Origin of the sequence: Nocardia transvalensis NBRC 15921 (assembly GCF_000308875.1) — a bacterium.
In the GTDB taxonomy this organism is placed as follows: Bacteria; Actinomycetota; Actinomycetes; order Mycobacteriales; family Mycobacteriaceae; genus Nocardia; species Nocardia transvalensis.
The window spans coordinates 19468-42318 of sequence record NZ_BAGL01000120.1 but is presented as its reverse complement, the minus strand read 5'-3'; the positions used below and the strand labels follow the sequence as shown (position 1 = coordinate 42318).

Sequence of the window (22851 nt, the reverse complement as noted above, 5' to 3'; positions counted from 1 at the left end):
CCCGGTGGGTTGCCTCAAGATAGTTGTGTAATCACAATCGTTGTGTGCTTACAACCATCGAGGGGTTGAGCGCGCGCCGGAAACAGATCGTTCTGGTGACGTGCTGCCTGAGCCTCCTGATCTCGTCCATGGACGCGACGATCGTCAACGTCGCCATCCCGACCATCCGCACGGAGATGGACGCGTCGATGTCGGCGCTGCAGTGGATCGTCGACGTCTACACCCTCACCCTGGCCAGCCTGCTGATGCTGTCGGGCGCGACCGCCGACCGATTCGGCCGCCGGCGGATGTTCCGTATCGGCCTGACCACCTTCGCGCTCGGCTCGCTGCTGTGCAGCCTCGCGCCCAGTATCGAGGTGCTGATCGGGGCGCGGCTGGTGCAGGCGGTCGGCGGATCGATGCTCAATCCGGTCGCGATGTCGATCATCACCACGGTCTTCACCGGGCGGGTCGAGCGCGCCCGGGCGGTCGGCGTCTGGGGCGCGGTGGTCGGGATCTCGACCGCGCTCGGCCCGATGGTCGGCGGCGCGCTGATCGATGCGCTGGGCTGGCAGTCGGTGTTCTGGATCAACCTGCCCATCGTCGCGGTCGCACTGGTGCTCACCACACTGTTCGTGCCGGAGTCGAAGTCGAAGACCGTCCGCGGAATCGATGGGATCGGCCAGGTGCTGGCCATCGCGGTGATGTTCACGCTGGTGTTCGGGCTGATCGAACGGGAGCCGCTGATCTTCGTGGTCACCGCGGTGGCGCTGGCCGGATTCCTGTTCCACGAGTCGCGGCATCCGTCGCCGTTCATCGATCTGCGGTTCTTCCGCAGCGTTCCCTTCAGCTCGGCGACCGTGATCGCGGTCTGCGCGTTCGCGGGACTGGGCGCGTTCCTGTTCAGCGCCTCGCTGTATCTGCAAGGGACGCGGCACTATTCGGCCGTGCACACCGGTCTGCTGTACCTGCCGATGGCACTCGGCGTGCTGATCTTCTCGCCGCTGTCGGGGCGGCTGGTCGGGCGGTACGGCACCCGGCCGTCGCTGCTCGCGGCGGGCGCGTGCATGGCGGTGGCCGCGGCGCTGCTGACCACGCTGAGCGCGGACACCCCGGTGTGGCAGCTAGTCGTCATGTTCGCGATCTTCGGCATCGGATTCGGCACGGTGAACGCGCCCATCACCACCGCGGCGGTCAGCGGTATGCCGACCGACCGGGCGGGCGCCGCGGCGGCGGTGGCATCGACCAGCCGACAGGTCGGCGTCAGCGTGGGTGTGGCATTGTGTGGCCTGCTGACCGGTGCGAGCCTGTGGTGGGTGGTGGCCGCGCTCGCCGCGAGCATCATCGCCCTCGGCGCCGCCGCCAGCACCCGGTGGGCGGAACGGTCGCGCGACCGGGTCGCTCCCCTGCTCGAACAGAAGGTTCTCGCCGATGCCGGATGACGCCTCGTCGCACCAGCCCACGCCCGACGAGGTGTGGCGGCTGCTCACGCACGTCGTGATGGACACCCGCGATCAGTGGAAGCGGGCGGTCGTCGAGCGAACGGGTATGCCGTTCAGCAGGATTCGCGTGCTGCGGCGGCTGCGCCCGGGTCCGATGACGGTGAAGGACCTGGCCCGCGCGGTCACCATGGACGCGCCGGCCACCACCGTCACGGTCAACGATCTCGAGGAGCGCGGGCTGGTGGTGCGCGAGACCGATCCGGCCGACCGGCGCTCGAAGCGGGTGTCCGCCACCGCATCCGGACTGGAGGTGCTGGCCGACGCCCTGGCGACGCCCGATCCGGCCCCGGACTCGCTGTCGGCGCTCTCCCCCGCCGAACTCCGCACGCTGCGCGACATTCTCCGCAAGCTGGAGCACTGAGCGGCCGCGCCACGGTCTGCTAACCCGGGTCGGCGAGGCGTCCGCGTAGATCCGAGAGCACTCTCTCGACCACGGACCGCGGGCTACCGGTCGCGTCGACGGTCGTGCCCGGCTCGTCGGCGGCCAGCGGTTGCAGCGTCGCCAGCTGGGAGTCCAGCATCCGGACGCGCATGAAATGCCCGGTGCGCGTGGTCATTCGGCGCACGAGTTCGGCGCGGGGCACGTCCAGCTCGACGAACAGCACCGCGGGCGCGGCCGCCCGCAACCGGTCCCGGTAGACGCGCTTCAGCGCCGAGCAGCTGACGACGCCGCCGGGATGCGCGGCGAGCCAGGCGCCGACCGCGTCGAGCCACGGCCACCGGTCGGCGTCGTCGAGGGGTGTTCCGGCCGACATCTTGGCCACGTTCGCGGCCGGGTGGAAGTCGTCGCCGTCGGCGTACTCGGCGCCGAGCGCCGTGGCGAGCAGTTCCCCGATCGTCGACTTGCCCGCACCGGACACGCCCATGACGGCCAGGGGGCGCAAGGATTCGGGCATGCCGGGACCCTATCGGAGCGCGCGCCCGCCGCCGCCGGGGCCCGCGGCTTCGGGTGTGCTCCGCCCGCACGGCCGCCGCGGCTTCCCGACTACGCTCGGAAGGGTGGCGGAGGAGAAGACACCGGAGTGGGCGCCCAGCGCCTCGTCCGGATTCGAGCTGGGCACCGACGGGCCGAAGGTGATCCTGGTCGGCATCGACGGCTCGGACGCGTCGTGGCGTGCCGCGGCCTACGCGGCCGGTCTCGCCCGCCGCCAGAATGCCCTGCTGGCAATGGTTTACGTGCAGCCGTGGATGGCCATGGCCGGCGCCTACGGCGCGGATGTGCAGGCCGTGACCGCGGAGATGGCCGACGATCTGGCGCGGCAGATCCAGGAGCACGCCGAGCGCGTCAAGGACGTCTACGCCGTCCGCTGGAAATTCCTCACCCGCCGCGGCGACCCGTACGCCGGGCTCGCGGGCGCCGCCGACGAACTGAAGGCCGACGCGGTGGTCGTCGGGGCGTCGGAGAAGACCGGGCATCGGCTCGTCGGATCGGTCGCGGTGCGCCTGGTCAAGGCCGGGCGCTGGCCCGTGACGGTCGTGCCCTAGCGCGATCGCGGACCCGCGTGGCGCGGGACCCTCGACCGCTCCGGTGGTTACGATCGCTGCGGAAGGTCAGGCCGGGAAGGCCCAGATCGTGGCACTCCTCGGGCCTGTCCTTGTTTGACCCGCGTAACTCCGGGAATCCGCCGGAACAGCCGTCGAGGGAAAGGGTTTACGCCATGATCGTCCGCCGACTTGCCCGACCGCTGCTGGCCGCCACATTCGTCGTCGACGGGATCGACACGCTGCGGCATCCGGAGCAGCGGGAGAAGGCAGCGGCCACGCTGGTCGCGCGCAGTGAGGAGAAACTGTCGCCGCAGCTCGCGGGGAAGCTGCCGGACAACCCGGGGCAGGTGGTGCGCATCAACGCCGCGGCCCAGGTGGGGGCCGGCGTCCTGCTGGCCATGGGCCGGCTGCCGCGGCTGTCGGCGCTGGTGCTGGCGGCGACGGTGGTCCCCGCCACGGTCACCGAACAGGATTTCTGGAACGAGTCCGATCCCGAGCGCCGCGACGCCAAGCGGGTCGCCTTCCTGAAGGATCTGGGTCTGCTCGGCGGCCTGATGATCGCCTCCGCCGATACCGAGGGCAGGCCGTCGCTCGGCTGGCGCGGCCGGCGCGCCGCCCGCCGGGCCGCCGCCGCCCTGCCGTTCGGCGCGACCACCAGCGAGACGCTGCGAGATCGCCTGCAGCAGCAGGCTATTCACGGCCGCGAACTCGCGCATACCGCCGCCGACCGCGGTTCGGAACTGGCCGAGGTGGCCCAGCATCGCGGCGCCGAACTGGCCGACACCGCGAAGCACCGCGGCGCCGACTGGGCCGAGATCGCCAAACAGCGCGGCGCCGAACTGGCCGAGACCGCCAAACACCGCGGCGCCGACTGGGCGGACACCGCCAAACACCGGGGCGCGGCCCTGGCCGACACCGCCGAACACCGGGGCTCCGACTGGGCGGAGATCGCCAAGCAGCGCGGCGCGGAGCTAGCCGAAACAGCCAAACACCGTGGTGCCGCCCTCGCCGACACCGCGGAGCATCGCGGCGCGGAGTGGGCCGAACGCGCCCGGCACCGCGGCGCGGAACTGGCCGAGATCGCCCGGCAGCGCGGATCGGAGTGGGCGGAGCAGGGCACGGAACTGGCCGATACCGCACAGGACCGCGGCGGCAAGTGGGCCCGCCGAGCACGGCGGCAAGGCGAAGACCTGGCCGGCACCGCACAGGACCGGGGCGGCGAATGGGCCCGCCGAGCACGGCGACAGGGCGAAGACCTGGCCGGGACCGCACAGGACCGGGGCGGCGAATGGGCCCGCCGCGCACGTCGCCAAGGCGAGGAACTCGCCGGTGCCGCACAGGACCGCGGGGGCGAGTTGGCCCGGCGGGCGCGGCAGCGGGGCGCGGAGCTGGCCGATACCGCGGAGCGCCGCGGCAAGGGCCGCAAGGCCAAGGGGCGCGGCGCCGAGCTGATCGCGGCCGCCCAGGACCGCGGCACCGAACTCGCGCAGACGGCGCAGGACTACCGCGACGAATACACCGCGCGCGGACGCCGGAAGAGCCGGAAGCTGGCCCGGTCGGCCCGCAAGCAGGCGGCCGCCCTGGCCGCCGAGGCCTCCGAACTCGCGGATCAGGCCCGGGAGCGCGGCCGGCGATAGGCCCCGGACGGCACTGCGCCCGCCCGGTGTATTCCGGGCGGGCGCAGTGTCACATCGGGTGGGTTACATCTGAGCGGCGATGTCCAGCAACATCTTTCGCGACCGGCTCGGCGTCTCGGACTGCACGCTGAGCGTGTCCATCACCTGCCGGTACAGCTCCAGGTCCCGCGCGCGGTCCAGATACAGCGCGCTGGTCAGCTGTTCGAGATAGACGATGTCGGGCAGTTCCTGCTCCTCGAACCGGAGCATCGTGAACGAGCTGCCGGCGGCCGCGTGCCCGCCGACCGCGTAGGGCAGGACCTGGATGGTCACATTCGCCGAATTCGCCATGTCGGCCAGGTATTCGAGCTGCGCCCGCATCACGCCGGGCCCGCCGATCGGCCGCCGCAACACGGCCTCGTCGACGATCGCCCACAGTGTGGGTCCGTCGGGCCGGGTCAGCAGTTCCTGCCGGCGGCGGCGTAGCTCCACGCGGCGGTTCGCCTCGGTGCCGTCGCCGAGCTGGACCACGGCGCGCGCGTAGTCCTCGGTCTGCAACAGGCCGGGAACCAGCTGCGCCTCGAACGTCCGGATCGACTGCGCGGCATGCTCGAGCCCGAGGTACATCTCGAACCAGGACGGCAGCAGATCGCCGAAGCGGTGCCACCACCCCGGCTGGTTCGCCTGCCTGACCAGTTCCAGGAACGCGGCGCACTCCGTGGGGTCGTCGACGCCGTACAGCGCCAGCAGGTCGCGGATGTCGCGCTCCTTGAACCCGGTGCGCCCGAGTTCGAGCCGGCTGATCTTGGCGTGCGAACCGCGGATGTGCTCACCGGCCGCCTCGCGGGAGATACCGCACTTCTCGCGAAGTTTGCGCAACTGACCGCCGACGGCGATCCGCAGGGCGGTGGGACCGCGCTCGATGACGCCGGGATCGACGGTGGGCCGCTCGACGGACGCCGAATCGGCCTCCGAATCCGACGGCTCGGGGCGCGCGGGGTCCGCAATCATGAGATCGACTCCGATACTCGGCGGTCAGGGGCGGCGGCGGGGACCGGAAGCGATCCCCCATCACGCCGCACTAGGCGGTAATCATACCCCGATCGGCGCTCGAGTCCATTCGGCAAACCTCCCGCGCGTGGCGAAAACCCCGCTGTTCAGATACGTCGCAGCTGGTAGAGGCGAAATTTACGAGATCCGGCCAGGCGCTGCTCCATGCGATAGCCCGGCCAGTAAGCGACCGCGCGCCGCCACGCGCGCTCGCGGTCGGCACCCGACAGCCGGTGCACCCGGACCTTGAAACGGTCTCCCTCGCTGTGGATTTCGGCGTACTCGGCGGCATCGAGGTTGGCAGACCACGCGGGATGTTCCGTGCGGCCCCAATTCGAACCGACCAGGAGGTATGAGCCGGGACCGTCCGGAACGTAGAGCAGCGAAACCGTGCGCGGCCGACCGGTTTTGCGGCCCGCCACGGTCAGTTCCATCGACGGCAGGCCGGCCAGATCCAGGACGCCGTGGCGGCCTCCGCTGAGACGCCGGACGAGCCGCTCCAGGCGCACGACGACCGGCGCGGTGCGCATGACCGCCGGGCGCCGCGCGAGGGCGCGGCCCAGCGCGGTCAGTGGATTTCTCGGCACCGTTTCACCGTAACCGCCCGGGGTGACACGACGATCCGCGTCCGCTACCGCGCGGCGATTCCGGGCCGTTTGAGGCGTTCCGAAGCGGGCATTGCGAGGACATCGCTTCCCGACAACCTTGGGACTTGCCATGATTGTTCTCCTCGGATTGATCGTGTTGATCGCCGCCATCGTCGTCGGCGCCGCCGCGGTGTCGGCCAATCTCGGCGACGCACACCTGATGTCGACCGGATTCACCGTCTTCGGACACGATTTCACCGGCTCGCTGGGCGAGCTGTTCGCAGCGGGCGCCGTCGTCGGCGCGGCCGGAATGCTCGGGCTCGCACTACTGTTGACCGGCGCGTTCAACTCCGCGCGCCGGAATGCGGCCGTGCGCAGGGAGCTTCGCCGCTCACGCCGCGAAATGGTCACCGCGAAAAAAGAATCCGCCAAGCCCGCGCCCGCGGCCGCGACACCGCCCGCCGGCGAACCGGCGCAGCAGCCGATGTGGTCGCGCAATCGCTTCCTGCGTCGCCGCCCGGAGACGGGCACGTCCTGACGAACCGCTATCGCGCCGGGGCGGTGAGGAATTCCGTCATCGCCTTGGCCACCGCCTGCGGCTGGTCGAGCATCGACAACACGTACGCGTCGTCGATCTCGACCAGCCGCCCCCGGGGCAGCAGGTCCGCGAGCCGGGCGCCGTGGTCGCGCGGCATCACCTTGCCCGCCGACGACCACAGCACCAGCGCCTCGCCCGGGAAGCCGCGCAGCGCTTCGGTATTCGCGATCAGCTCCGATCGGTCCGGCAGCGAATGCCCGTACTTGCGCACATCGCGCCCGATCCGCGCGTCGCGCAGCGCGGGCTCGGTCCAGCCCCGGACCAGCTCGTCCGCGATCGGGTACCGCGCCATCCAGCCGAACAGCAGCGGCGTGCGGCGCAGCCAGCCGATACGTAACTGCCGCAACCCGATTCGCAGCATGCCCGGCACGCCGAAGGCCACGGTGACCGTCTTCCCCGGCAGCCCCGGCGGGAAGTTGCCGAACGCCTCGCAGGGCAGGATCACCAGCCGCGAGACCCGCTCGTCCAGCCCGTAGGCGGTGAGAAACAGCCCGCCGCCCCAATCGGTGTGCACCAGGGTGACATCCCGAAGATCCAGTGCCGCGAGGAAATCCGCGATCAGCGCGTTGAGTCCGCGCAGGGTGAGATCGGCGTCGGCCCGCATCGGTTCCGGGTGCGAGCCCAGCGGCAGTTCGGGGCGGATATAGCGGAATCCGCCGGGCAGCAGTTCGACCACGGCGTCCCAGACCGTCTGATTCATCAGCAGGCCGTGCAGCAGCACCACGGGCGGGCCGTCGCCGTGTTCGGAGTAGTGCACCGGTCCCGCGGGGACCTCGACGACAGGCATATCCGTGCGCTCCTCTCACTAGAACAGTCGCTCTAGAGCGTGTGCTCTAGTGTGGTGGTATGGCGGAGCAGATGTCAACCAGCACCCGCGAGCGCATCCTCACCGCGGCGGCCGAACTGATGCGCCGCCAGGGGTACGGCGCGACCAGCGTCAAGCAGCTCACCGCGGCCGCGCGGGCCCCGATCGGGTCGCTGTACCACCATTTCCCGGAGGGCAAGCAGCAGATCGCCGCCGAGGCGCTGCGCACCAGCGGCGCCGCCTACATCCAGCTCCTGCCCCTGCTGATGGATCCCTATCCGGACCTGCGCACCGCCGTGCCCGCCGCCTTCGACGCCGCGGCCGACGACATGGAGCGATCGGGCTGGATGAATATGTGCCCGGTCGGGACGGTCGCTGGGGAGGTGGCCGACAGCGAGCCGGAGCTGCGCGCGGTCGCCGCGGAGGTCGTGTCCTCCTGGACCGACCAGGGCGCCGCCTACTTCGTGAGCCGCGGGCTGGCTCCCGGCCCGGCCCGGGAATTCACCCTGGCACTGCTGAGCGCGCTGGAGGGCGCCTTTATCCTGGCCCGCACCCTGCGGTCCCCCGATCCGCTGCGCGCCGCCGGGCACGCCATGGCCGCGCACCTCGACCGCGTGTCGGCGGCGAGCGCGTCCGGGTGAGAATCGTTCGGTGACCGTTTCACCGCTTCTCCTCCTGCACGGCCTCACCATGTCCGGACACGCGTGGGACGACGTCGTTCCCGCGCTGCGGCGTCATCACCACGTCTGGGCGCCCACGCTGCTCGGGCATCGCGGCGGGCCGCCGGCCGCGCATCGCCCGGTGCGTTTCGCGGACTTGGTCGACGACATCGAACGCCGCCTCGACGAGCGCGGCTGGGATACCGCGCACGTCGCCGGGAACTCGCTCGGTGGCTGGATCGGGGTCGAACTCGCGCGGCGCGGCCGGGCCCGCAGCGTCTGCGCGCTGTCCCCCGCCGGATTCTGGTCCGCGCGCGGCCACAGCCAGACCACCGGCACCTCGATCATCGCCCGGGCCGCCGCCTTCACCCGGCTCACCCGTCCGCTCGCACCCCTCGGCCTGCGCTCGGCCCTGGTGCGCCGCATAGCCTTTCGCGATATCGCCTGCCATGGGGAGCGTCTGACGCCCGCCCAGGGCCGCACCATCGCCGACGACGTGCGGGCCTGCCGGATCCTGCCCGAAATGCTCGCCACCACCGACGAGATCGCGCCGCTGGACCCGCCGCCGTGCCCGATCACCCTGGCGTGGGCGGAGCGCGATCGCCTGCTGCCCGTCGCCGTCAACGCCGCCATCGCGCGCGAGCGGGTGCCGGGCGCCAGGTTCGAAATCCTCACGGGGACAGGGCATCAGCCGATGATCGACAACCCCCGGCGCGTGGCGCGCGCGATCCTCGATACGACGGGAGCCCTCAGCCGAGGGTGAAAGCGGCCGAGGCTCCGGCGGACCCCGCGACCGCTCAATCGACAGTGAAGGCGACCGACGTTCCGGTGAACCGCGCGACCGCTCAACCGACAATGAAAGCGGCCGAGGCTCCGGTGAATCGCGCGATCGCTCCGCCGCCGTCGCGGCTGTCGCCGGTGTACTCGATGCGGTAGCGGCCGGATTCGGCGGACTGCGGGATCGTCCACCGGATCGCCACCACCGAGGCCGCGGGCTGCCCATCGGGGCGCGACCACTCCATCTCGGTGCACCAGTCGTTGTCGTCGAACGCCCGGCGCCAGCCGTCGCCGTCGGCGCGTTGGACCTCGAAATACGTTCCACCGGAATGGAAGTCGTTGTTCGGATGAGCGCCGGCGAACTCGACCGCGACCGTGTCCCCGCGCTGGTACCCGGGCTGCGGCTGCGTGAGTACGTCGCCGAACGCGTGCCCTGCCGCGGGCACGTCCGGCGGTACCGCGGGCAGCAGATCCGGCTGGAATCCCGAGATCCAGTCCAGCGGCGCCGGGCCGCGGCCGAGATCGACGCGGGCGGCCAGTGCCCGGGCCAGCCGGTCGAATTCCTGCATGTACGCCGGCAGCGTCCAGCGGCCGTACAGCGTCTCGCCGCCCTCGTACTGCTGCGACGCGTACTCCTCGGGCGTCGTCACGTACCCGCTGTAACCGTTGGCATAGCCCTGGAGCAGCACGTTCTCCACGGGCACGGCGAGCGCGCGGGCGACCAGCCGCCGGATCCGCAGCCCGGAGACGACGGTGTACTCGGCCGGGCCCGAGGCGAGGACCAGGTCGCCGATGCGCATGATCTGGATCGGGACCACCAGCGGCACCCACGGCCGCGGCGGCAGCACGCCCAGCGGCGCCACGATGAGCTTGGGCGCCTGGACGTCCCGCATCCACTGCTCCACCGGCGCGTCGACACCGCCCAGCGCGGTCACCACCGGATTCGTATCGCCCTCCTGGAGGAAGGCCAGCTGCGTCTTCCAATTGTCCTCGGAACTGGTCGCCGCGGCGGCGGCGCCCATCATCGCCGGGGCCGTGCGGGCCGGTCTGCCGTCGGGCGTGTAGTCGCCCGCCACGGCGGTGTCGGCCATGTCCACGTACCGCAGCACCGCGTCGACGCCGCCGGACATCGGGCGCGCGGACGCGAAAGCCGCACGGCCCGCCTGGTATTGGCGTTCGCCGATCAGCGCGCAGTTGGCGCGGTTGTCCTCGGTGGGTCCGGACGGGTGCCACGGGGTGAGGTTCAGGTTCGGGGTCATATCGCCCGCGTTGGTCTGCGCGAACGCCGCCACGAAACCGGGTGCGCCGTCCAGGTGGCGCACGCCCATCTCGTCGTGCTCCCAGCGGTAGCTGGCGTAGCCCTTGTTGTCGGCGGAGATCAGCGTGTTCTTGTCGGTGAGCGAGGTGCCGTGGGTGGCGAACCAGGTGATCGCGCCGATGTCCTTGCCGCCCTGGCGAAATCGCAGCACGGTGACCATCGGATCGATGGCGCCGGGGAGTTCGGCCTTGTCCTCGGGCGGGTTGAGTTCGAACGCCTCGCGCGACCGGTTGGCGCTGGCGTCGTGCAGTTCACCGTGGCCGAGCAGGATCGCGCCGGGCGCCAGTCGGTCGTGGGCGGCCGCGATCGCCGCGACGATGCCGTCCACCTCGGCCTCGTGCGAATTCCGCTGGAAACCGTAGGCGGCCAAGGAGTACGCGTACTCGCGCGCGGTGCCGCCGCACGAGTTGTGGTTGTGCGTGGCGTTGATGTTGACATTGCGTTCGGTGTAGAGGTCACCGAACCGCCGGGCGAGCCGTTGCAGCACCGCGAGGTGCACGGACTGGAACAGGCACGCGATATCGGCGTTCACGAACACCACCCGGTCGCCGGTGGTCCGGTCCACGACGACGTACGCGCGCGCCCAGCACCGCATGAGCAGCCCCGTCGCCACCTGGTCCAGTTCCGAGTAGCCCATCATGCCCTGACCGGCGACCGCGCCGGTGACGTCGGCCATCCCGCAGCCGATCAGATAGTCCTGGCCGTCGGTACGCCCGGCAGGCTGCGCGGCAACAGGATTCGCGCCCGCCACCCCGGTCGCGAACGCCGCGGCCGTCGTACCTGCCAGCATCGAGCGCCGGGACACCGCCACGGTGACTCCTTCGGTTCCGTGACGCGGCCATCCTGATCGTATCCACCCGACCGGCCACCGCATCGTTACCCTTTGTTCGGCGAAGCGTACTGGACGTTTGTCCAGCTCGCCAGACTCGCGCCAAGAATATCGGCCAGACCAGGGCTGACAACTACCGGCACACAGCCCGCCACCCATTTTCCGGCACGCTTTTGGCCGGAATCCACCGCCACCGAAGGGGGATCCCGGCCAAAAGCGTGCCGGGAAACGCCTATGACGCGCCGGTCAGGAGACGACAACCTCCGTCTCCAGCGGCAAGGCGATCACCGACGTCCCGACCTGTAGCGTGAACGCCCCAGGCTCGACGGCCCAGCCGTCCTGCGTCCAGTGCTCGAATGCCCGCTGGGGCAGGGTGATCTCGACCCGGCTCGACTCCCCCGCCTCGAGGGTGACGGCCGCGAAGGCGGCCAGCCAGCGCAGGGGACGGTCGATCGCGGACTGCTCGCGCGAGAGGTACGCCTGCACGACCTGCTTCCCCGTCCGCTCGCCGATATTGGTGACGGTGACGGTCACCGTGCGCCCCGAGACGTCCAGATTGCGCAATTCCCAGGTGGTGTACCCGAGTCCGTGCCCGAAGGGGTAGGCCGGTTCCACCCCGGCCCGCAGCCAGGCGCGGTATCCGATGTGCACGCCCTCCTCGTACTCCAGCACGCCGTCCTCGGGCGTGGTGTTCAGGACGGGGACGTCGGACATGGTCTTGGGCCAGGTCGTGGGCAGGCGGCCGCCCGGTTCGGCGGCCCCGGTGAGCACATCGGCCAGCGCCGCGCCGAACTCCTGCCCGGGGAACCACGACAGCAGGACCGCGGCCACGTCGTCGCGCCACGGCATCTCCACGGGCGCACCGGAATTCACCACGACGACGGTCCGCGGATTCGCCGCCGCCACCGCGGCGACCAGTTCGTCCTGGCGGCCCGGCAGGCGCAGCGTGGTGCGGTCGACGCCCTCGCTCTCGATGCGCTCGGTGGTGCCGACGACCAGGACCGCCACCTCCGCCTCCCGGGCCGCGTCGACCGCGGCCGCGAACTCCTCGTCCGGCGACCGCCGCGGGCTCGTCGCGCCGACCGTGACGCCGAGGAATACGCCCAGCCCCGGTATCGCCGCCAGGTCGGCGACGGTGACGCGAATGTCGACCTCCTGCCCCTCGGCCAGCGTCCGGGTCACGGCGTGCTGCGGCGGATCCAGCAGGGCCGCAACAGGATCCGCGCCCTCGAACGCGGCCCGGCCGTCGGCCACGGTCTCACCGTCCAGCTCGAGGCGCACGTGGCCGAGCGCACCCGCGCCGATCCGCCACTCGCCGGCCACGTCGGCGCGCAGCCGCGCGCGCAGTTCGACCGACGACGCGCGCTCCGCGGCCGGGTCGCCGAACAGCACCAGATTCGCGGCGGCACGGTGCTGGGTCTCGAAGGCCGTCTCGCCGTCGAGATAGCGCAGACACAGTCCGGGCGTGCCGGTTTCGGGGTCGGTGAGCAGTTCCAGCGGCGCCGGCGACAGCGCGTCCGACAGCCACACCCCGGGCGTGTAGGTCACGGGCAGGGCCGCGCGCAGTCCCGCCAGCGGCGTGGTGGTGTGCGCCGGGATCACGGTGGCGCTGCCGCCGCCCATCAGCCGCGGTTCGGCCGCCGACGGGCCGAGCAACGCGACGGTGGCGTCCGGGCGGAGCGGCAGTACCCCGTCGTTGCGAACCAGCACCATGGCGTCGGCGGCGGCGCGGCGCACCAGCTGCCGCGCCTGGTCATCGGTGAAAGACGGTGCGGGCTGCGGAGTTTCGTCCAGGGCGCCCACCCGCATCGCGAAACGCAGGATCCGCCGGACCTTCTCGTCGATCGCCGATTCCGGCACCGTCCCGGCGCGCACCGCCTGCTCCAGCGGCTCGCCCCACAGCGTCGGCGGCCCGGGCATGCACAGATCCGTCCCGCGGGCGGCGCCGTCGGTATTGCGCACGGCGGTCCAGTCCGACACCACCACGCCGTCGAAACCCCAACTGCCCTTGAGCGGTTCGTCCAGCAGCGGGTTCTCCGTCATGGTGACGCCGTCGACGGAGTTGTAGGCCGCCATGACCATCCACGCGCCCGCCCGCACACTGCGCTCGAACGGGTACAGGTACAGCTCCCGCAGTGTGCGGTCGGTGGCGCGCACGTCGACGGTGAAGCGGTCGGTCTCGGAATCGTTGGCCACGTAGTGTTTCGGACACGCGCTCACCCCGTGGCGCTGCACGGCCCGCACGTAGGCCTCGGCCATCTCGGCGGTCAGCATCGGATCCTCGGAGAAGCATTCGAAATGCCTTCCGCCGAGCGGGGATCGGTGCAGGTTGACCGTCGGGCCCAGGACCGCGTACACGTCCTTGCGCCGGGCCTCCGCGGCGATCAGGGCGCCGATCTCGTCGAGCAGGTCACGGTCCCAGGTGGCGGCCAGGGCGGTGCCGGAGGGCAGGCTCACCGACGGATCGCGCTCGTCCCAGTTTTCCCCGCGCACCCCGGACGGACCGTCGGACACCGGCATCTCCGCCAGCCCGACCGCCGGCTCCCCCGCCATCCGGAACATGCCGGCGCCGGAGATCAGCCGTAGCTTCGCGGGCAGGTCCAGTTTCGCCAGCCACTGCTCGATCCGCTCATCCATGCGCTGCCCCGTTCGTGTCGACTGCGATGGTCCCGAGATTACCCCGACCGACCACTCGGTCCGGCCGTCTGACCCGGACCGCGTACGCCCTCCATGTCATCCCGCGACCCCCGCTTCGCGCCACCGTGACACGCCCACCGATCCGGCCGGTTTCCACACCCGGGACCCCCTACCGCGGCCGCACCGGGTCGATGCGCGTGATCACGGTCGCGCCGTCCCGCGCGCCCACGGTCACCATCTGCCGATAGACCCGAACCGACCGGTCCGGCCGCGTCTCGATGATCGTCACCGCGAACACACCCTCCGGTCGCGGCCCGATCTCCACACAGTGCCGCGTCCCCACCGGCACGCTCGCGATCCCGCCGTCGATCACTTCTACCGGCGACACCCACGCGTCGGGCGCGGTCACCGCCCGCGCCGCCGCGCCCGAACGGGCCACGTAGTACGCGTATTGAAAGGCCAGGATCACGTCCGGCCCCGACCCCGTCGACCCCGGACCGTTCCCCCGCACCAGCGTCGCGGACCGCACGGCCTCACACCCCGGCCCGCCGCCCAGACCCACGTCGACCACTCCCACCAGGGCCTCCGCCGTCGTCGGCACCCGCGCCTCGCCCCGTCCCAGCACCACGCCACTCATCGCCGCCACCCCGCCGACCACGGCCACCGCCCCCGCGACGATCCCCCACCAGCCGCCCCGCCCCCGCCGCCGGGGCCGCGCCGGCGCCAGCATCCCCGGCCAGACCGGCACCGGCCCCCGATCCCCTCTCGGCGCCCCGCGCACCGACCTCCCGCGCCGCAACCTCCGCTGCACCGCCATGGCCCCACCGCACCCCCTTTCCGATGCGCACCGCCCAGGGACCCCGACCCGGCGGCAATATCGTTGAGCGCTAACAAGATTGCACATCCCCCGCCCCCACGCCCCCCGAACGCCCAACTCCACCCCCAACCCCCTCCACCATGCCGATTTGGTGACACCAGGGGGTCCTGGGGTAATCTCATCGAGCACTCACGCAAGCGAGAGCAACGGGCTGTGGCGCAGCTTGGTAGCGCACCTGACTGGGGGTCAGGTGGTCGCAGGTTCAAATCCTGTCAGCCCGACCAGAACCGCCTTATCTGAACCAGTGACTGAAAAGACACTGGCGAGGGTAAGGCGGTTTTCGTTTTCGGGGTTTCCATCGTCTGAGCTGGGCGGACGCTTCCGGCGCCGCGATCCCTTTGATCCGCCAGCACCATGCTCAGCCCGCTTCGAGGCAAGCTGGACACCTTCGGCAGCATCGGTGCTTCGCTGCCGGTAGGCCAGGTGTGCATCGTGCAGTTCGGTGAACAGCGGGGTCTTCTGGTCGTCGGCAACCTCTGGATCGTCCAGATAGAACCGCTCGAAGAAGGTCTCGTTGAGCAGTCGCCGGATGGGATCGGTGCCGTCGCGGTACAGCTGACGAGGGTTGGACACCAACCGCAAAGCATCCCGCAGCAGGTTCACGCCGAGGCTGAGTTCAGCGGCTGTGTCAGTCAGTCCCGTCTCAATCCGCAGTCGTTGCACCCGGATGTCCTGAAGCTTCGTCTTGATCTTCGCTTGCGGCATGGTGTCGTCGGCCAGTGCCAAGGCCCCGCCGACCAGACCCAGGCGCTGCTGCGCCCGCTGGCGCTCGGCGGCCACACCCGGCATCAACGCCAGAAACAGCGCGCCCACGACCGCGATGGCCGCGATCGTGGCGGCGAACAGCGCCAGGTCCAGCACCGCCATCATCACCAGCGTGCCGACCAGCATCACGGTGCCGTTGACCACACCGATCAGACTCGACGACGTCGCCTCGTGCAACAGCACCGTATCGGAGGTGACCCGGGTGACCAGCTCGCCCACCGGCCGACGCTGCGACGACGGCACTGTGGCACGGAAATATCGGCGCACCAAAGTCTTTCGGGCGTCGAGCACGACTCGTTCCCCGACCGTGCCCACCAGAATCCATTCCAGGCACCGCACCAGTGCGGCGAACACCGACAGCGCCAGCAGCGTCGCCACGGGAGTCACCAGCGAAGCACGCGACCCGACCGCGTCGAGCACCCACTTCGTGATCATGGGCGTCGCCGGGCCCGCGGCAGCGCTCAGCACCGCGAGCACACACCAGACGGCGAGGACGCCACGATGCGGCGCGACGAACGACCACAGCACACGAAGCCGGCCGAAACGCGGCGGCGAATTGTTCATATCCTCGACCGTAAATTCCCGGCGCCCGCATACCCACGCCTGCAGTGAGTTCCCAGCCACTCGACCGGGGAAATCCAGCCGCCGGAACCGATCCGCCATCCGATGACCACGCTCGCCGCTGCCGCGCCGACCGCCGGGACGGGCGGTACGGACAGAGGTGGACGAGATCGGCGGTGTGCACCGTGGTGCCCTGTCAACCGATCGAGACGACGCCTACAGCGCGCCGGTTCCCCGAGCAGGGAAGCTCGGCGATGCGACTATGCTGGTGGCGCGACTTAACATACGGGCAGTTCGATCGTGCAGCCGAAGGTCGGGTCCGACACGTAGGTGCCCGCTCGGTCGGGGACCGGTCGGCAGCGAGCTGAACTCGTCTCTCGCAGAGAAGGATTGGCCCGTGAACAGCAGCGGAGCGCGCACGATCGATGCGACGGCATTTCTGGCCGAATATCCGGAATACGGCGAAACGGCCGTACTCGATGAACTTCGTGACACCGAGTACGCATACCTGGATCAGCAGCAGCACGTCTATCTCGACTACACCGGCGCCGGACTCGCGGCCATGGCGCAGCATCGCGCGCACGACGAATGGGTCACCTCCGGCTGCTACGGCAATCCACATTCGGACAATCCCACGTCACTGGCCGCGACGGCCCGCGTCGAGGCAGCGCGGGCTGCCGTGCACACCTACTTCAATGCCGCACCGGAGGAGTACGCGGTGATATTCACCGCGAATGCCACGGCCGCCTGCCGACTGGTCGGTGAGGCATATCCGTTCGATCGGTCGACCACGCTCGTTCTCACGGCCGACAACCACAATTCGGTCAACGGCATAAGAGAATTCGCGCGTGCCAAGCATGCCCGCACCGAATACGCTCACATCACCGGGACCGAACTTCGAGTGAGCGAGCAGTCGGTCCGCGCGGCACTGAGTCGCCGAACGCTGAGGCGGCGGCGCGGATTGTTCGCTTATCCGGCGCAGAGCAACTTCAGCGGAGTGCAGCACCCCTTGGAATGGGTCGGCCTGGCACACGAGTACGGATTCGATGTACTGCTGGACGCGGCTGCTTATGTTCCCTCCAATACTCTCGATCTCACTGCGGTGCCCGCCGATTTCGTCCCGGTGAGTTGGTACAAGTTGTTCGGGTATCCCACGGGCGTCGGCTGCCTGATCGCCCGGCACGGCGCCTTGGCCCGGCTACGCCGACCCTGGTTCGCCGGTGGCAGTATTCGCGCGGTCAGCGTGCGGGGCGGCTGGCACACCATGGCGCCGGGCGGTACGGCCTACGAAGACGGCACCGTGAACTTCCTGGCTGTGCCGGATATAGAGCACGGGCTCGATTGGGTGCGCGGTATCGGCATGAATGTCATCAGTCGGCGCACGCGCTGCCTGACCGGATGGCTGTTGGATCGACTGACGGCGCTGGAACACGACAACGGCATGCCACTGGTTCGGATCTATGGCCCGCGCACGATGGACGGCCGCGGTGCGACAGTGGCTTTGAACATTCTCGCCCCCTCCGGGGAGGTCGTGGACGAACGTCTGGTTGCACGGGAATCGTCGGCGGCGGGCCTGTCACTGCGGACAGGCTGTTTCTGCAACCCCGGCTCGGGTGAGGCCGCCTTCGGTCTCAGCCGGACGGCCCTGCGCCGCATGGCCGGACAGCAGATCCGCACCATCGACGAGTATGTCGCGGAGGTCGGCTTGCCCACGGGTGGCGCGATCCGTGTCTCGCTCGGAATAGCCTCGAACTTCCCCGATGTCCAGCGATTCATCGACTTCGTCGGCACCTATCGCAACCGCCCGTGCGACGGTCACGACCTGCCGCCACGCGAGCAGTGCTGAATCCGCGGGTTCGCAGCAGTCGACAGCCGTTCTGCGCGCACCGCTGCCGGTGAGTTTGCCGCCGGAGGCTTCGAAGACGAGGCAGGCTACACCGCGGCCCCGGCACACGAATCGATCGAGTTCACCGAAGCGGCTGGCCGGTCGGCAACGTGCGGATTGCGCCGGAGGCGGCGCGGCGGTTGACCCGGGCGGCAAGGACGTCGAGATCGCAGGCTGGGCCGCCACGGTCCGGCAATACCTGGCAGCCGGGCTGCTCGACGAACTGGTACTGCACCTGGTGCCCGTTGTGCTCGGTGCCGGGGAACGGCTCCTCGACGGCCTCACCCTCACCCCGGTGGAGGTCATCGCCTCCCGACCGTCACCCACCTGCGATATCGCCTCAGTAGCGCCGCTGACCATCACCGCACAATGACATCCCTTACCGATCAGTGAGCCACCGACGCCAGTGTCAGGAGATCGGCCGTCCACTCTTGCCGCCGATCGCCCGGCCCGCACGACCTCGGCGCCCTCCGGTTGTAAAGCTAGGGAAATGAGAACGTCGAACCCTCGCCATACCATGAGCCGGTGTAGGCCGCCTCAGGTGTTCGATCGTCGAGCGCCTGGTGCAGCGTGATCGTGTCGAATCGCGATGTGGTGCAAGCCCTTCCAGCCAAGCCGCTTCATCGAGGCTCCGCCCGCCTACCGATCCACTCGAATTCGTTGGTGCTTCTGTGTGGAGCCAGCGATGATCGGTGGGTGGAACTCACCACCTCGGACAGCGGTTCCTGGCGAATCGGAACCGACGCGGAGACAGCATGGATCGCCGACGATACGTCGGTCGGCCTGACCATCACTTCCGCGATCCCGCCGGTCTTCGACAGGTACGCCACGATCGTCGTGCCGGAAGATGACGACGCGGCCTGGGAAGCGCTGGACCGAGCGCTGGTGTCGATCCTACGCGCCGAGTCGGCGAACCAGCCGTGGTGGTTGGGATACCTGGATAATGGCGCCGACGACATCGTCTTCCCCGAAGCTCCACGGGTGGCCTTGTACGCCGGCTGGCCCTACGTGTTGGTCGAGGCGGGGCCGGAGCAGGCGCTCACCTGGCGCAGGCTTACCTGGCGTCAACGTCGTAGCCTGCCCGACCTAATATTTCCGTCCGACCGCTGCTGGCTGGTGTCGCGGCTGTTAGACGACGACTGGATCTGTGTCGGCGGGTCTACCGGACTGGTACACACGCTTCTTCGCCATCCCGACCTCGAGACACGTCGAGTGGAACTCGGGCAGGACGCGACTCCCCCCGGCCACATCGCCATGTAGCCACGGATTCAAGGATCGAGTGCGGCGGCCGAGCCGGAGCCGGTACGCTCCAGCCGGGGTCAGGACCGTCACGTCCCGCGGCTGAGGAATGGTCGCCTTCATCCGAGAAATACCCTGCCGCAGTGACTTTCTGCCGAGGATCGTGCATCGGGATGGATGCGGCTCTGCACCCCACCGCCACCCGGCGGTCTCACGAAACTCGAGGGTGGCTGGGCATTACTGATACTTTGGCGAGTCATGTCTGAATCCAATGCCCCGGAGCATGTCCAGGGCCCCACCCCGCCCCGCCGTACTGCCGGGCGCATCGCCGGCAGTATCGCCTTGATCGTTGTTGCGCTGGTCTTGCTGATCGGCGGGATCCAGGCGATTGTCGATCCGGCCGAGGTCGTCGCCAATTCCTCCAGCACCGCGCGCAGCCCGGACACCGAGGCCGAGGCACAGTTCAGCGGCCTGCTGCTGTGTTTTTTCGGGGTCACGGTGCTGGGCTTCGGCATTCTTCTGTTCAAGAAGAAACCCTCGTCCGGCACGCCATCCAGCAGCGAGACGTGACTCAGCTTGCCTCGCGGTAGACGAACTCCTCCAGGGTCGTGAGGGTTTCGGACCGGTTGGCGCGGTGGCGCAGGCAGTACCGGGTCGGGTACCAGCCGGCTTGCTGCCACGCCCGCGGCTGTTCGATCGGTGTGCAGGCGTCCCCGATCGCTCCTGAGCGCAGGCCGTTGTACTGATCGAGATTCACCATGGGCTCGTAGAAGGTGATCTCGCCGTTCCAGCTGCCGTAGATGAAGGTGTGGGTGAACGGGCCGCCGTTCAATTCCGGGGTGGTCGTGTTGATCAGGTGCTGGCCCATGGCCGGTTCGATCGCGTCGAGGTCGGCGTAGCTCGGCGGCCGGTATTTCGCCGCCGGAAGGTTCTTGCCGAGTGCGTAGTCGGCACAGGCCGTCATCTGCAGGCAGGGGCCGGGGCGGATCGCCAGCCGTTCGGCGTTGTCGTTCAGATAGAAGTGCACGTCGAAATGGGCTGTGTCCCACACACCCGCCGGGACGTGGCCGTGCGGGTTCCAGTTCGCCAGCACATAGGTGAACGGCATGTCGTCTCGACGGGCGAGGTTTTCGGGCAACGGCAGCGCGTGCTCGTGGCCGCCGGCGCACTCGTGGTGGGGGTCGACAGTGCCGTCGGCATTCTTGTCGTAGCAGTACAGTCCGCTCGACGGCGGGTCGTAGGGCAGCGCGTCGTACACGCTGTCGGTGGCGGCCAGACCGATCACCAATGGTGTTCCGGCGCTGTCGGTCTGGGAGTACGCGGTGATCCGGCCGTTGCCCAGATTCGCGCTCTGCCCATAGTCCGCGCACGGACCGGAATAGGCCGGCGTCACGGCCAGCAGGGCCGCGGCCTCGACCTCGGATACCCGGACCGTCTGTTCCCGAGCGGGTTCCAGCGCATCCACCCGGCAGAGGGTGACCGCGTCGTCGGCCTGCGCGACCGGGGTCGGCCCGAAGGCGAGTGTGAGTCCGGCGATCAGGCCGGCGATGCGAGCGCACACCCCCATGCGGGACGAATTCGTGTGCCGCGCACCAAGTCTGGACGAGTAGTGATGTTCGATAGACATTCCGGAATTCCCTTCCGTGACCGCTTATTCCGGCCACGACCCGAGCTCGTCGACAGCGACGGTGACGCATTGCAGTGTCTGAGCGGCATTGAGCCGCGGATCGCACCGCGTGTCGTACTTCGTGGCGAGCTCGTCTTCGCGCAGCCGCTGCCAGCCGCCGACGCACTCGGTCACCGGTTCCGGAGCCGTCTCCAGATGCAGGCCGCCGGGCATGACACCGGTGGCTCGGCAGGCGCCGAAGAAGGCCCGGATCTCGGCCGTCACCTCGTCGACGCGGCGAGTCTTGATTCCTTGATCGGTCACGAATGTGTTGCCGTGCATGGGATCACAGACCCAGCACACCGGCGTCCCGGTTTCCGCCGCGGCCTCCAGCAGTGCGGGAAGCACCGTGGCGGCCCGATCGGCGCCCAAGCGTGGAATGAGGGTCAGCCGGCCCGGAACCTTGCCGGGATTGAGGCGGCGGCACAGTGCCGCGACGTCTGCCGGGCGGGTCGCGGGGCCGAGTTTGACCCCGATCGGGTTGTTGATCAGTTCGGCGAAGCGGATATGCGCGTGCGCCGGATCACGGGTCCGCTCGCCGATCCACAGCAGATGGGCCGAGCAGTCCCACCACCGGCCGTCGTGCCCGCGACGGGTCAGGGCCTGCTCGTAGTCGAGCAGCAGCGCCTCGTGCGACACCCGCATGAGCGGGCCGTGCTGGTTCCGGCCACCGTCCGATGCGGTCATGACCAGATCCAGGAGGTCGGCGACATCGCGCAGCAGCCGCACCGGACCGCGGTGATCACAGAGATCGGCGGCCTCCCGGATCAACCGCGCCGCCGCCCCGGCCGGCGGCATCGGATGGGTACGAAGGTGATTCAGCGTTGCCGCCGCGTGGAAATAGGCCTCGACCATCCGGCCCGGGTCGGGTGTCCGGCTCGCCGCGTCGGGCTCGTACCCGTTGATCATGTCACCGAGGTAGGAGTGCAGCCCGGTGCTCTTCTCGAGCGGTTGCGATCGCGGTTTCGCGTATTCGCCTGCGACACGGCCGATCACGACCGGTGTGATGCCACGTCCGTAGCTCAGCACCGCGGCGGCCGCGGCCGCGAGCGCCTGTCTGTCGGCCAACGCCCGTACGTCGGACATCTCGAAGGTTTCGGCGCAGTCTCCGAGCTGGAGGACGAACGCTCGCCCCTCCGTCGCGGCGGCCAGTTCGGTCCGCAGCGCTTCGCATTCGGCAGAACCGACGAGCGGTGGCAGTGACCGCAGCCGGTCCGTGTTGCGCGCTGCCGCCGCGGCGTCCGGCCAGGACGGCTGGTGCAGCGCGGGCCGGTTACCACTGTCCGTCGGCGGAACTCCGGGATCATTCGGCCGACTAGCGCGCACCTCGTCGACCAGCACGGGTTCCGGCTCGCCCGTTCCGCCGCCGGACGCGTCCGGGCACGATTGCGGTGAGATCAGGTCCGGGTTGAAGCATTCCTTGATGTAGCACACCGGCGCGCCGCTGACGTCGATCACATACGCCTTGGCGACACACGGCCGGCCATCGATCCAGCGAGCCAGTCCCGCCCACAACACTCGGCGGGATTGGGCCACGCCCCGAGACGCCAACTGATAACCGATCGGGCCGGGACCGTCTATGCCGAACCTTGTGGCCGCATTCTTTTCAGCCACCACATGATTCATCGACACCAAGACCAGGTCCGGATCGACCAGACCGGAGTGGCGCACGACGACCTCGCAGTCCTCGTCGACGCGCAGCGACCGCGCTACCGTCTCCGAAACACGATCGGCCGGTACCACGTCCTGGTGCACCACTCGAATATGGAGCGCTGTTCCCAGCGATGCTTCCAGCAGTGGTGTCGTCAGACCGTCGTTGGCCAGCAGCATTCTGGCCGTCGGATCCGTGAACGCCCTCGCATGCGGCCGGCAAACCCGTTGAGGTGCACCGGCCGTCGCCGTTCCGATGATTTTCTCGCCCTGATTGAGCACGATAGTTACGCCGCTTTCACATTCGCCCATCGCGACCGAGTCGCTTTTCCGAGCTTCCCACGCGGCGGGAAACCACAACTTCCC

21 protein-coding genes and 1 tRNA gene are annotated in these 22851 nt (G+C 69.6%); 12 read left to right on the top strand and 10 right to left on the bottom strand.

Annotated features, from left to right (window positions below; genetic code table 11):
• Positions 1-44: 44 nt before the first annotated feature.
• The gene (locus tag ON41_RS31840) at positions 45-1421 is read left to right on the top strand and encodes an MFS transporter (RefSeq protein ID WP_040751851.1); all 1377 of its coding nucleotides are present in this window, start codon (positions 45-47) and stop codon (positions 1419-1421) included.
• Positions 1411-1842, top strand: a complete 432-nt coding sequence (locus ON41_RS31835) for a MarR family winged helix-turn-helix transcriptional regulator (protein ID WP_051162920.1) — start codon at positions 1411-1413, stop codon at positions 1840-1842. Before ON41_RS31840 ends, ON41_RS31835 begins: the two co-directional genes overlap by 11 nt.
• A gap of 19 nt (positions 1843-1861) precedes the next feature.
• Here ON41_RS31835 and ON41_RS31830 read toward each other — a convergent pair whose 3' ends face one another.
• A complete protein-coding gene (locus tag ON41_RS31830) occupies positions 1862-2377 on the bottom strand; it encodes a gluconokinase (RefSeq protein WP_040751850.1) in 516 nt (171 codons plus the stop codon).
• 103 nt (positions 2378-2480) lie between these two features.
• Between ON41_RS31830 and ON41_RS31825 the strand changes: the two genes are divergently transcribed.
• Both ON41_RS31825 and ON41_RS39820 read left to right on the top strand, forming a co-directional pair.
• On the top strand, positions 2481-2966 hold the full coding sequence (locus ON41_RS31825; protein WP_051162918.1) for a universal stress protein: 486 nt from the start codon (positions 2481-2483) through the stop codon (positions 2964-2966).
• Positions 2967-3139: 173 nt separating this feature from the next.
• Positions 3140-4603 carry a DoxX family membrane protein gene (locus tag ON41_RS39820; protein WP_063709987.1) on the top strand — a complete coding sequence of 488 codons (1464 nt, stop codon included), beginning with the start codon at positions 3140-3142 and terminating at the stop codon, positions 4601-4603.
• 63 nt (positions 4604-4666) lie between these two features.
• Here the strand turns inward: ON41_RS39820 and ON41_RS31815 are convergent, their stop codons facing one another.
• Both ON41_RS31815 and ON41_RS31810 read right to left on the bottom strand, forming a co-directional pair.
• Positions 4667-5593 carry a Sco1979 family transcriptional regulator gene (locus ON41_RS31815; RefSeq protein ID WP_040751849.1) on the bottom strand — a complete coding sequence of 309 codons (927 nt, stop codon included), beginning with the start codon at positions 5591-5593 and terminating at the stop codon, positions 4667-4669.
• Positions 5594-5739: 146 nt separating this feature from the next.
• Positions 5740-6219, bottom strand: coding sequence for a nitroreductase family deazaflavin-dependent oxidoreductase (locus tag ON41_RS31810; RefSeq protein ID WP_040751848.1), 480 nt, complete (start codon positions 6217-6219; stop codon positions 5740-5742).
• 130 nt (positions 6220-6349) lie between these two features.
• Here ON41_RS31810 and ON41_RS31805 point away from each other — a divergent pair, with 130 nt between their 5' ends.
• The gene (locus ON41_RS31805; protein ID WP_051162916.1) at positions 6350-6757 is read left to right on the top strand and encodes a hypothetical protein; all 408 of its coding nucleotides are present in this window, start codon (positions 6350-6352) and stop codon (positions 6755-6757) included.
• 7 nt (positions 6758-6764) lie between these two features.
• Here the strand turns inward: ON41_RS31805 and ON41_RS31800 are convergent, their stop codons facing one another.
• The gene (locus ON41_RS31800; protein ID WP_040751846.1) at positions 6765-7604 is read right to left on the bottom strand and encodes an alpha/beta fold hydrolase; all 840 of its coding nucleotides are present in this window, start codon (positions 7602-7604) and stop codon (positions 6765-6767) included.
• A 71-nt stretch (positions 7605-7675) separates the two neighbouring features.
• On the opposite strand from ON41_RS31800, the gene ON41_RS31795 reads away from it, so the two are divergent.
• Positions 7676-8263 carry a TetR/AcrR family transcriptional regulator gene (locus ON41_RS31795; RefSeq protein WP_246461669.1) on the top strand — a complete coding sequence of 196 codons (588 nt, stop codon included), beginning with the start codon at positions 7676-7678 and terminating at the stop codon, positions 8261-8263.
• Between the two features lie 10 nt (positions 8264-8273).
• Positions 8274-9044: an alpha/beta fold hydrolase gene (locus ON41_RS31790; RefSeq protein ID WP_040751845.1), complete on the top strand. Its 771-nt coding sequence runs from the start codon at positions 8274-8276 to the stop codon at positions 9042-9044.
• Between the two features lie 82 nt (positions 9045-9126).
• On the opposite strand, the gene ON41_RS31785 is transcribed toward ON41_RS31790, so the two are convergent.
• The 3 genes from ON41_RS31785 to ON41_RS41225 all read right to left on the bottom strand — a co-directional run bounded on the left by ON41_RS31785 (position 9127) and on the right by ON41_RS41225 (position 14590).
• Positions 9127-11187 carry a neutral/alkaline ceramidase gene (locus ON41_RS31785; RefSeq protein ID WP_040751844.1) on the bottom strand — a complete coding sequence of 687 codons (2061 nt, stop codon included), beginning with the start codon at positions 11185-11187 and terminating at the stop codon, positions 9127-9129.
• Between the two features lie 264 nt (positions 11188-11451).
• On the bottom strand, positions 11452-13842 hold the full coding sequence (locus ON41_RS31780; RefSeq protein ID WP_040751842.1) for a beta-glucosidase family protein: 2391 nt from the start codon (positions 13840-13842) through the stop codon (positions 11452-11454).
• Positions 13843-14011: 169 nt separating this feature from the next.
• The gene (locus tag ON41_RS41225) at positions 14012-14590 is read right to left on the bottom strand and encodes a DUF8176 domain-containing protein (RefSeq protein WP_040751840.1); all 579 of its coding nucleotides are present in this window, start codon (positions 14588-14590) and stop codon (positions 14012-14014) included.
• A 276-nt stretch (positions 14591-14866) separates the two neighbouring features.
• Here ON41_RS41225 and ON41_RS31770 point away from each other — a divergent pair.
• Positions 14867-14943, top strand: a tRNA-Pro gene (locus ON41_RS31770).
• Here the strand turns inward: ON41_RS31770 and ON41_RS40760 are convergent.
• Positions 14906-16048: an ABC transporter transmembrane domain-containing protein gene (locus ON41_RS40760; protein WP_083905781.1), complete on the bottom strand. Its 1143-nt coding sequence runs from the start codon at positions 16046-16048 to the stop codon at positions 14906-14908. The genes ON41_RS31770 and ON41_RS40760 overlap by 38 nt on opposite strands.
• Positions 16049-16205: 157 nt before the next feature.
• Here ON41_RS40760 and ON41_RS31760 point away from each other — a divergent pair, with 157 nt between their 5' ends.
• The 4 genes from ON41_RS31760 (at position 16206) to ON41_RS31745 (ending at position 19739) form a co-directional block, all read left to right on the top strand.
• Complete coding sequence (locus tag ON41_RS31760) at positions 16206-17891, top strand: aminotransferase class V-fold PLP-dependent enzyme (protein ID WP_218003587.1); 1686 nt, start codon at positions 16206-16208, stop codon at positions 17889-17891.
• 49 nt (positions 17892-17940) lie between these two features.
• Complete coding sequence (locus tag ON41_RS31755) at positions 17941-18303, top strand: dihydrofolate reductase family protein (RefSeq protein WP_040751838.1); 363 nt, start codon at positions 17941-17943, stop codon at positions 18301-18303.
• Between the two features lie 323 nt (positions 18304-18626).
• Positions 18627-19190 (top strand): hypothetical protein, encoded by a 564-nt coding sequence (locus tag ON41_RS42805; protein ID WP_218003586.1) that lies wholly within the window; start codon positions 18627-18629, stop codon positions 19188-19190.
• A 237-nt stretch (positions 19191-19427) separates the two neighbouring features.
• The gene (locus ON41_RS31745) at positions 19428-19739 is read left to right on the top strand and encodes a hypothetical protein (protein WP_157185693.1); all 312 of its coding nucleotides are present in this window, start codon (positions 19428-19430) and stop codon (positions 19737-19739) included.
• 1 nt (position 19740) lies between these two features.
• Here ON41_RS31745 and ON41_RS39435 read toward each other — a convergent pair whose 3' ends face one another.
• Both ON41_RS39435 and ON41_RS31735 read right to left on the bottom strand, forming a co-directional pair.
• Positions 19741-20796 carry a hypothetical protein gene (locus tag ON41_RS39435; RefSeq protein ID WP_157185692.1) on the bottom strand — a complete coding sequence of 352 codons (1056 nt, stop codon included), beginning with the start codon at positions 20794-20796 and terminating at the stop codon, positions 19741-19743.
• Positions 20797-20820: 24 nt separating this feature from the next.
• Positions 20821-22665 carry a 3-deoxy-7-phosphoheptulonate synthase gene (locus ON41_RS31735; protein ID WP_157185691.1) on the bottom strand — a complete coding sequence of 615 codons (1845 nt, stop codon included), beginning with the start codon at positions 22663-22665 and terminating at the stop codon, positions 20821-20823.
• Positions 22666-22851: the final 186 nt, after the last annotated feature.

Bases quoted from the DNA above. Each gene is read 5' to 3' on its own strand.
- ON41_RS31745 (WP_157185693.1), top strand. From the start codon at position 19,428: ATGTCTGAATCCAATGCCCCGGAGCATGTCCAGGGCCCCACCCCGCCC.
- ON41_RS31800 (WP_040751846.1), bottom strand. From the start codon at position 7,604: ATGCCTGTCGTCGAGGTCCCCGCGGGACCGGTGCACTACTCCGAACAC.
- ON41_RS39435 (WP_157185692.1), bottom strand. From the start codon at position 20,796: ATGTCTATCGAACATCACTACTCGTCCAGACTTGGTGCGCGGCACACG.
- ON41_RS31830 (WP_040751850.1), bottom strand. From the start codon at position 2,377: ATGCCCGAATCCTTGCGCCCCCTGGCCGTCATGGGCGTGTCCGGTGCG.
- ON41_RS31815 (WP_040751849.1), bottom strand. From the start codon at position 5,593: ATGATTGCGGACCCCGCGCGCCCCGAGCCGTCGGATTCGGAGGCCGAT.
- ON41_RS31780 (WP_040751842.1), bottom strand. From the start codon at position 13,842: ATGGATGAGCGGATCGAGCAGTGGCTGGCGAAACTGGACCTGCCCGCG.
- ON41_RS31735 (WP_157185691.1), bottom strand. From the start codon at position 22,665: ATGCTGCTGGCCAACGACGGTCTGACGACACCACTGCTGGAAGCATCG.
- ON41_RS40760 (WP_083905781.1), bottom strand. From the start codon at position 16,048: ATGAACAATTCGCCGCCGCGTTTCGGCCGGCTTCGTGTGCTGTGGTCG.
- ON41_RS31795 (WP_246461669.1), top strand. From the start codon at position 7,676: ATGTCAACCAGCACCCGCGAGCGCATCCTCACCGCGGCGGCCGAACTG.
- ON41_RS31805 (WP_051162916.1), top strand. From the start codon at position 6,350: ATGATTGTTCTCCTCGGATTGATCGTGTTGATCGCCGCCATCGTCGTC.
- ON41_RS31835 (WP_051162920.1), top strand. From the start codon at position 1,411: ATGCCGGATGACGCCTCGTCGCACCAGCCCACGCCCGACGAGGTGTGG.
- ON41_RS39820 (WP_063709987.1), top strand. From the start codon at position 3,140: ATGATCGTCCGCCGACTTGCCCGACCGCTGCTGGCCGCCACATTCGTC.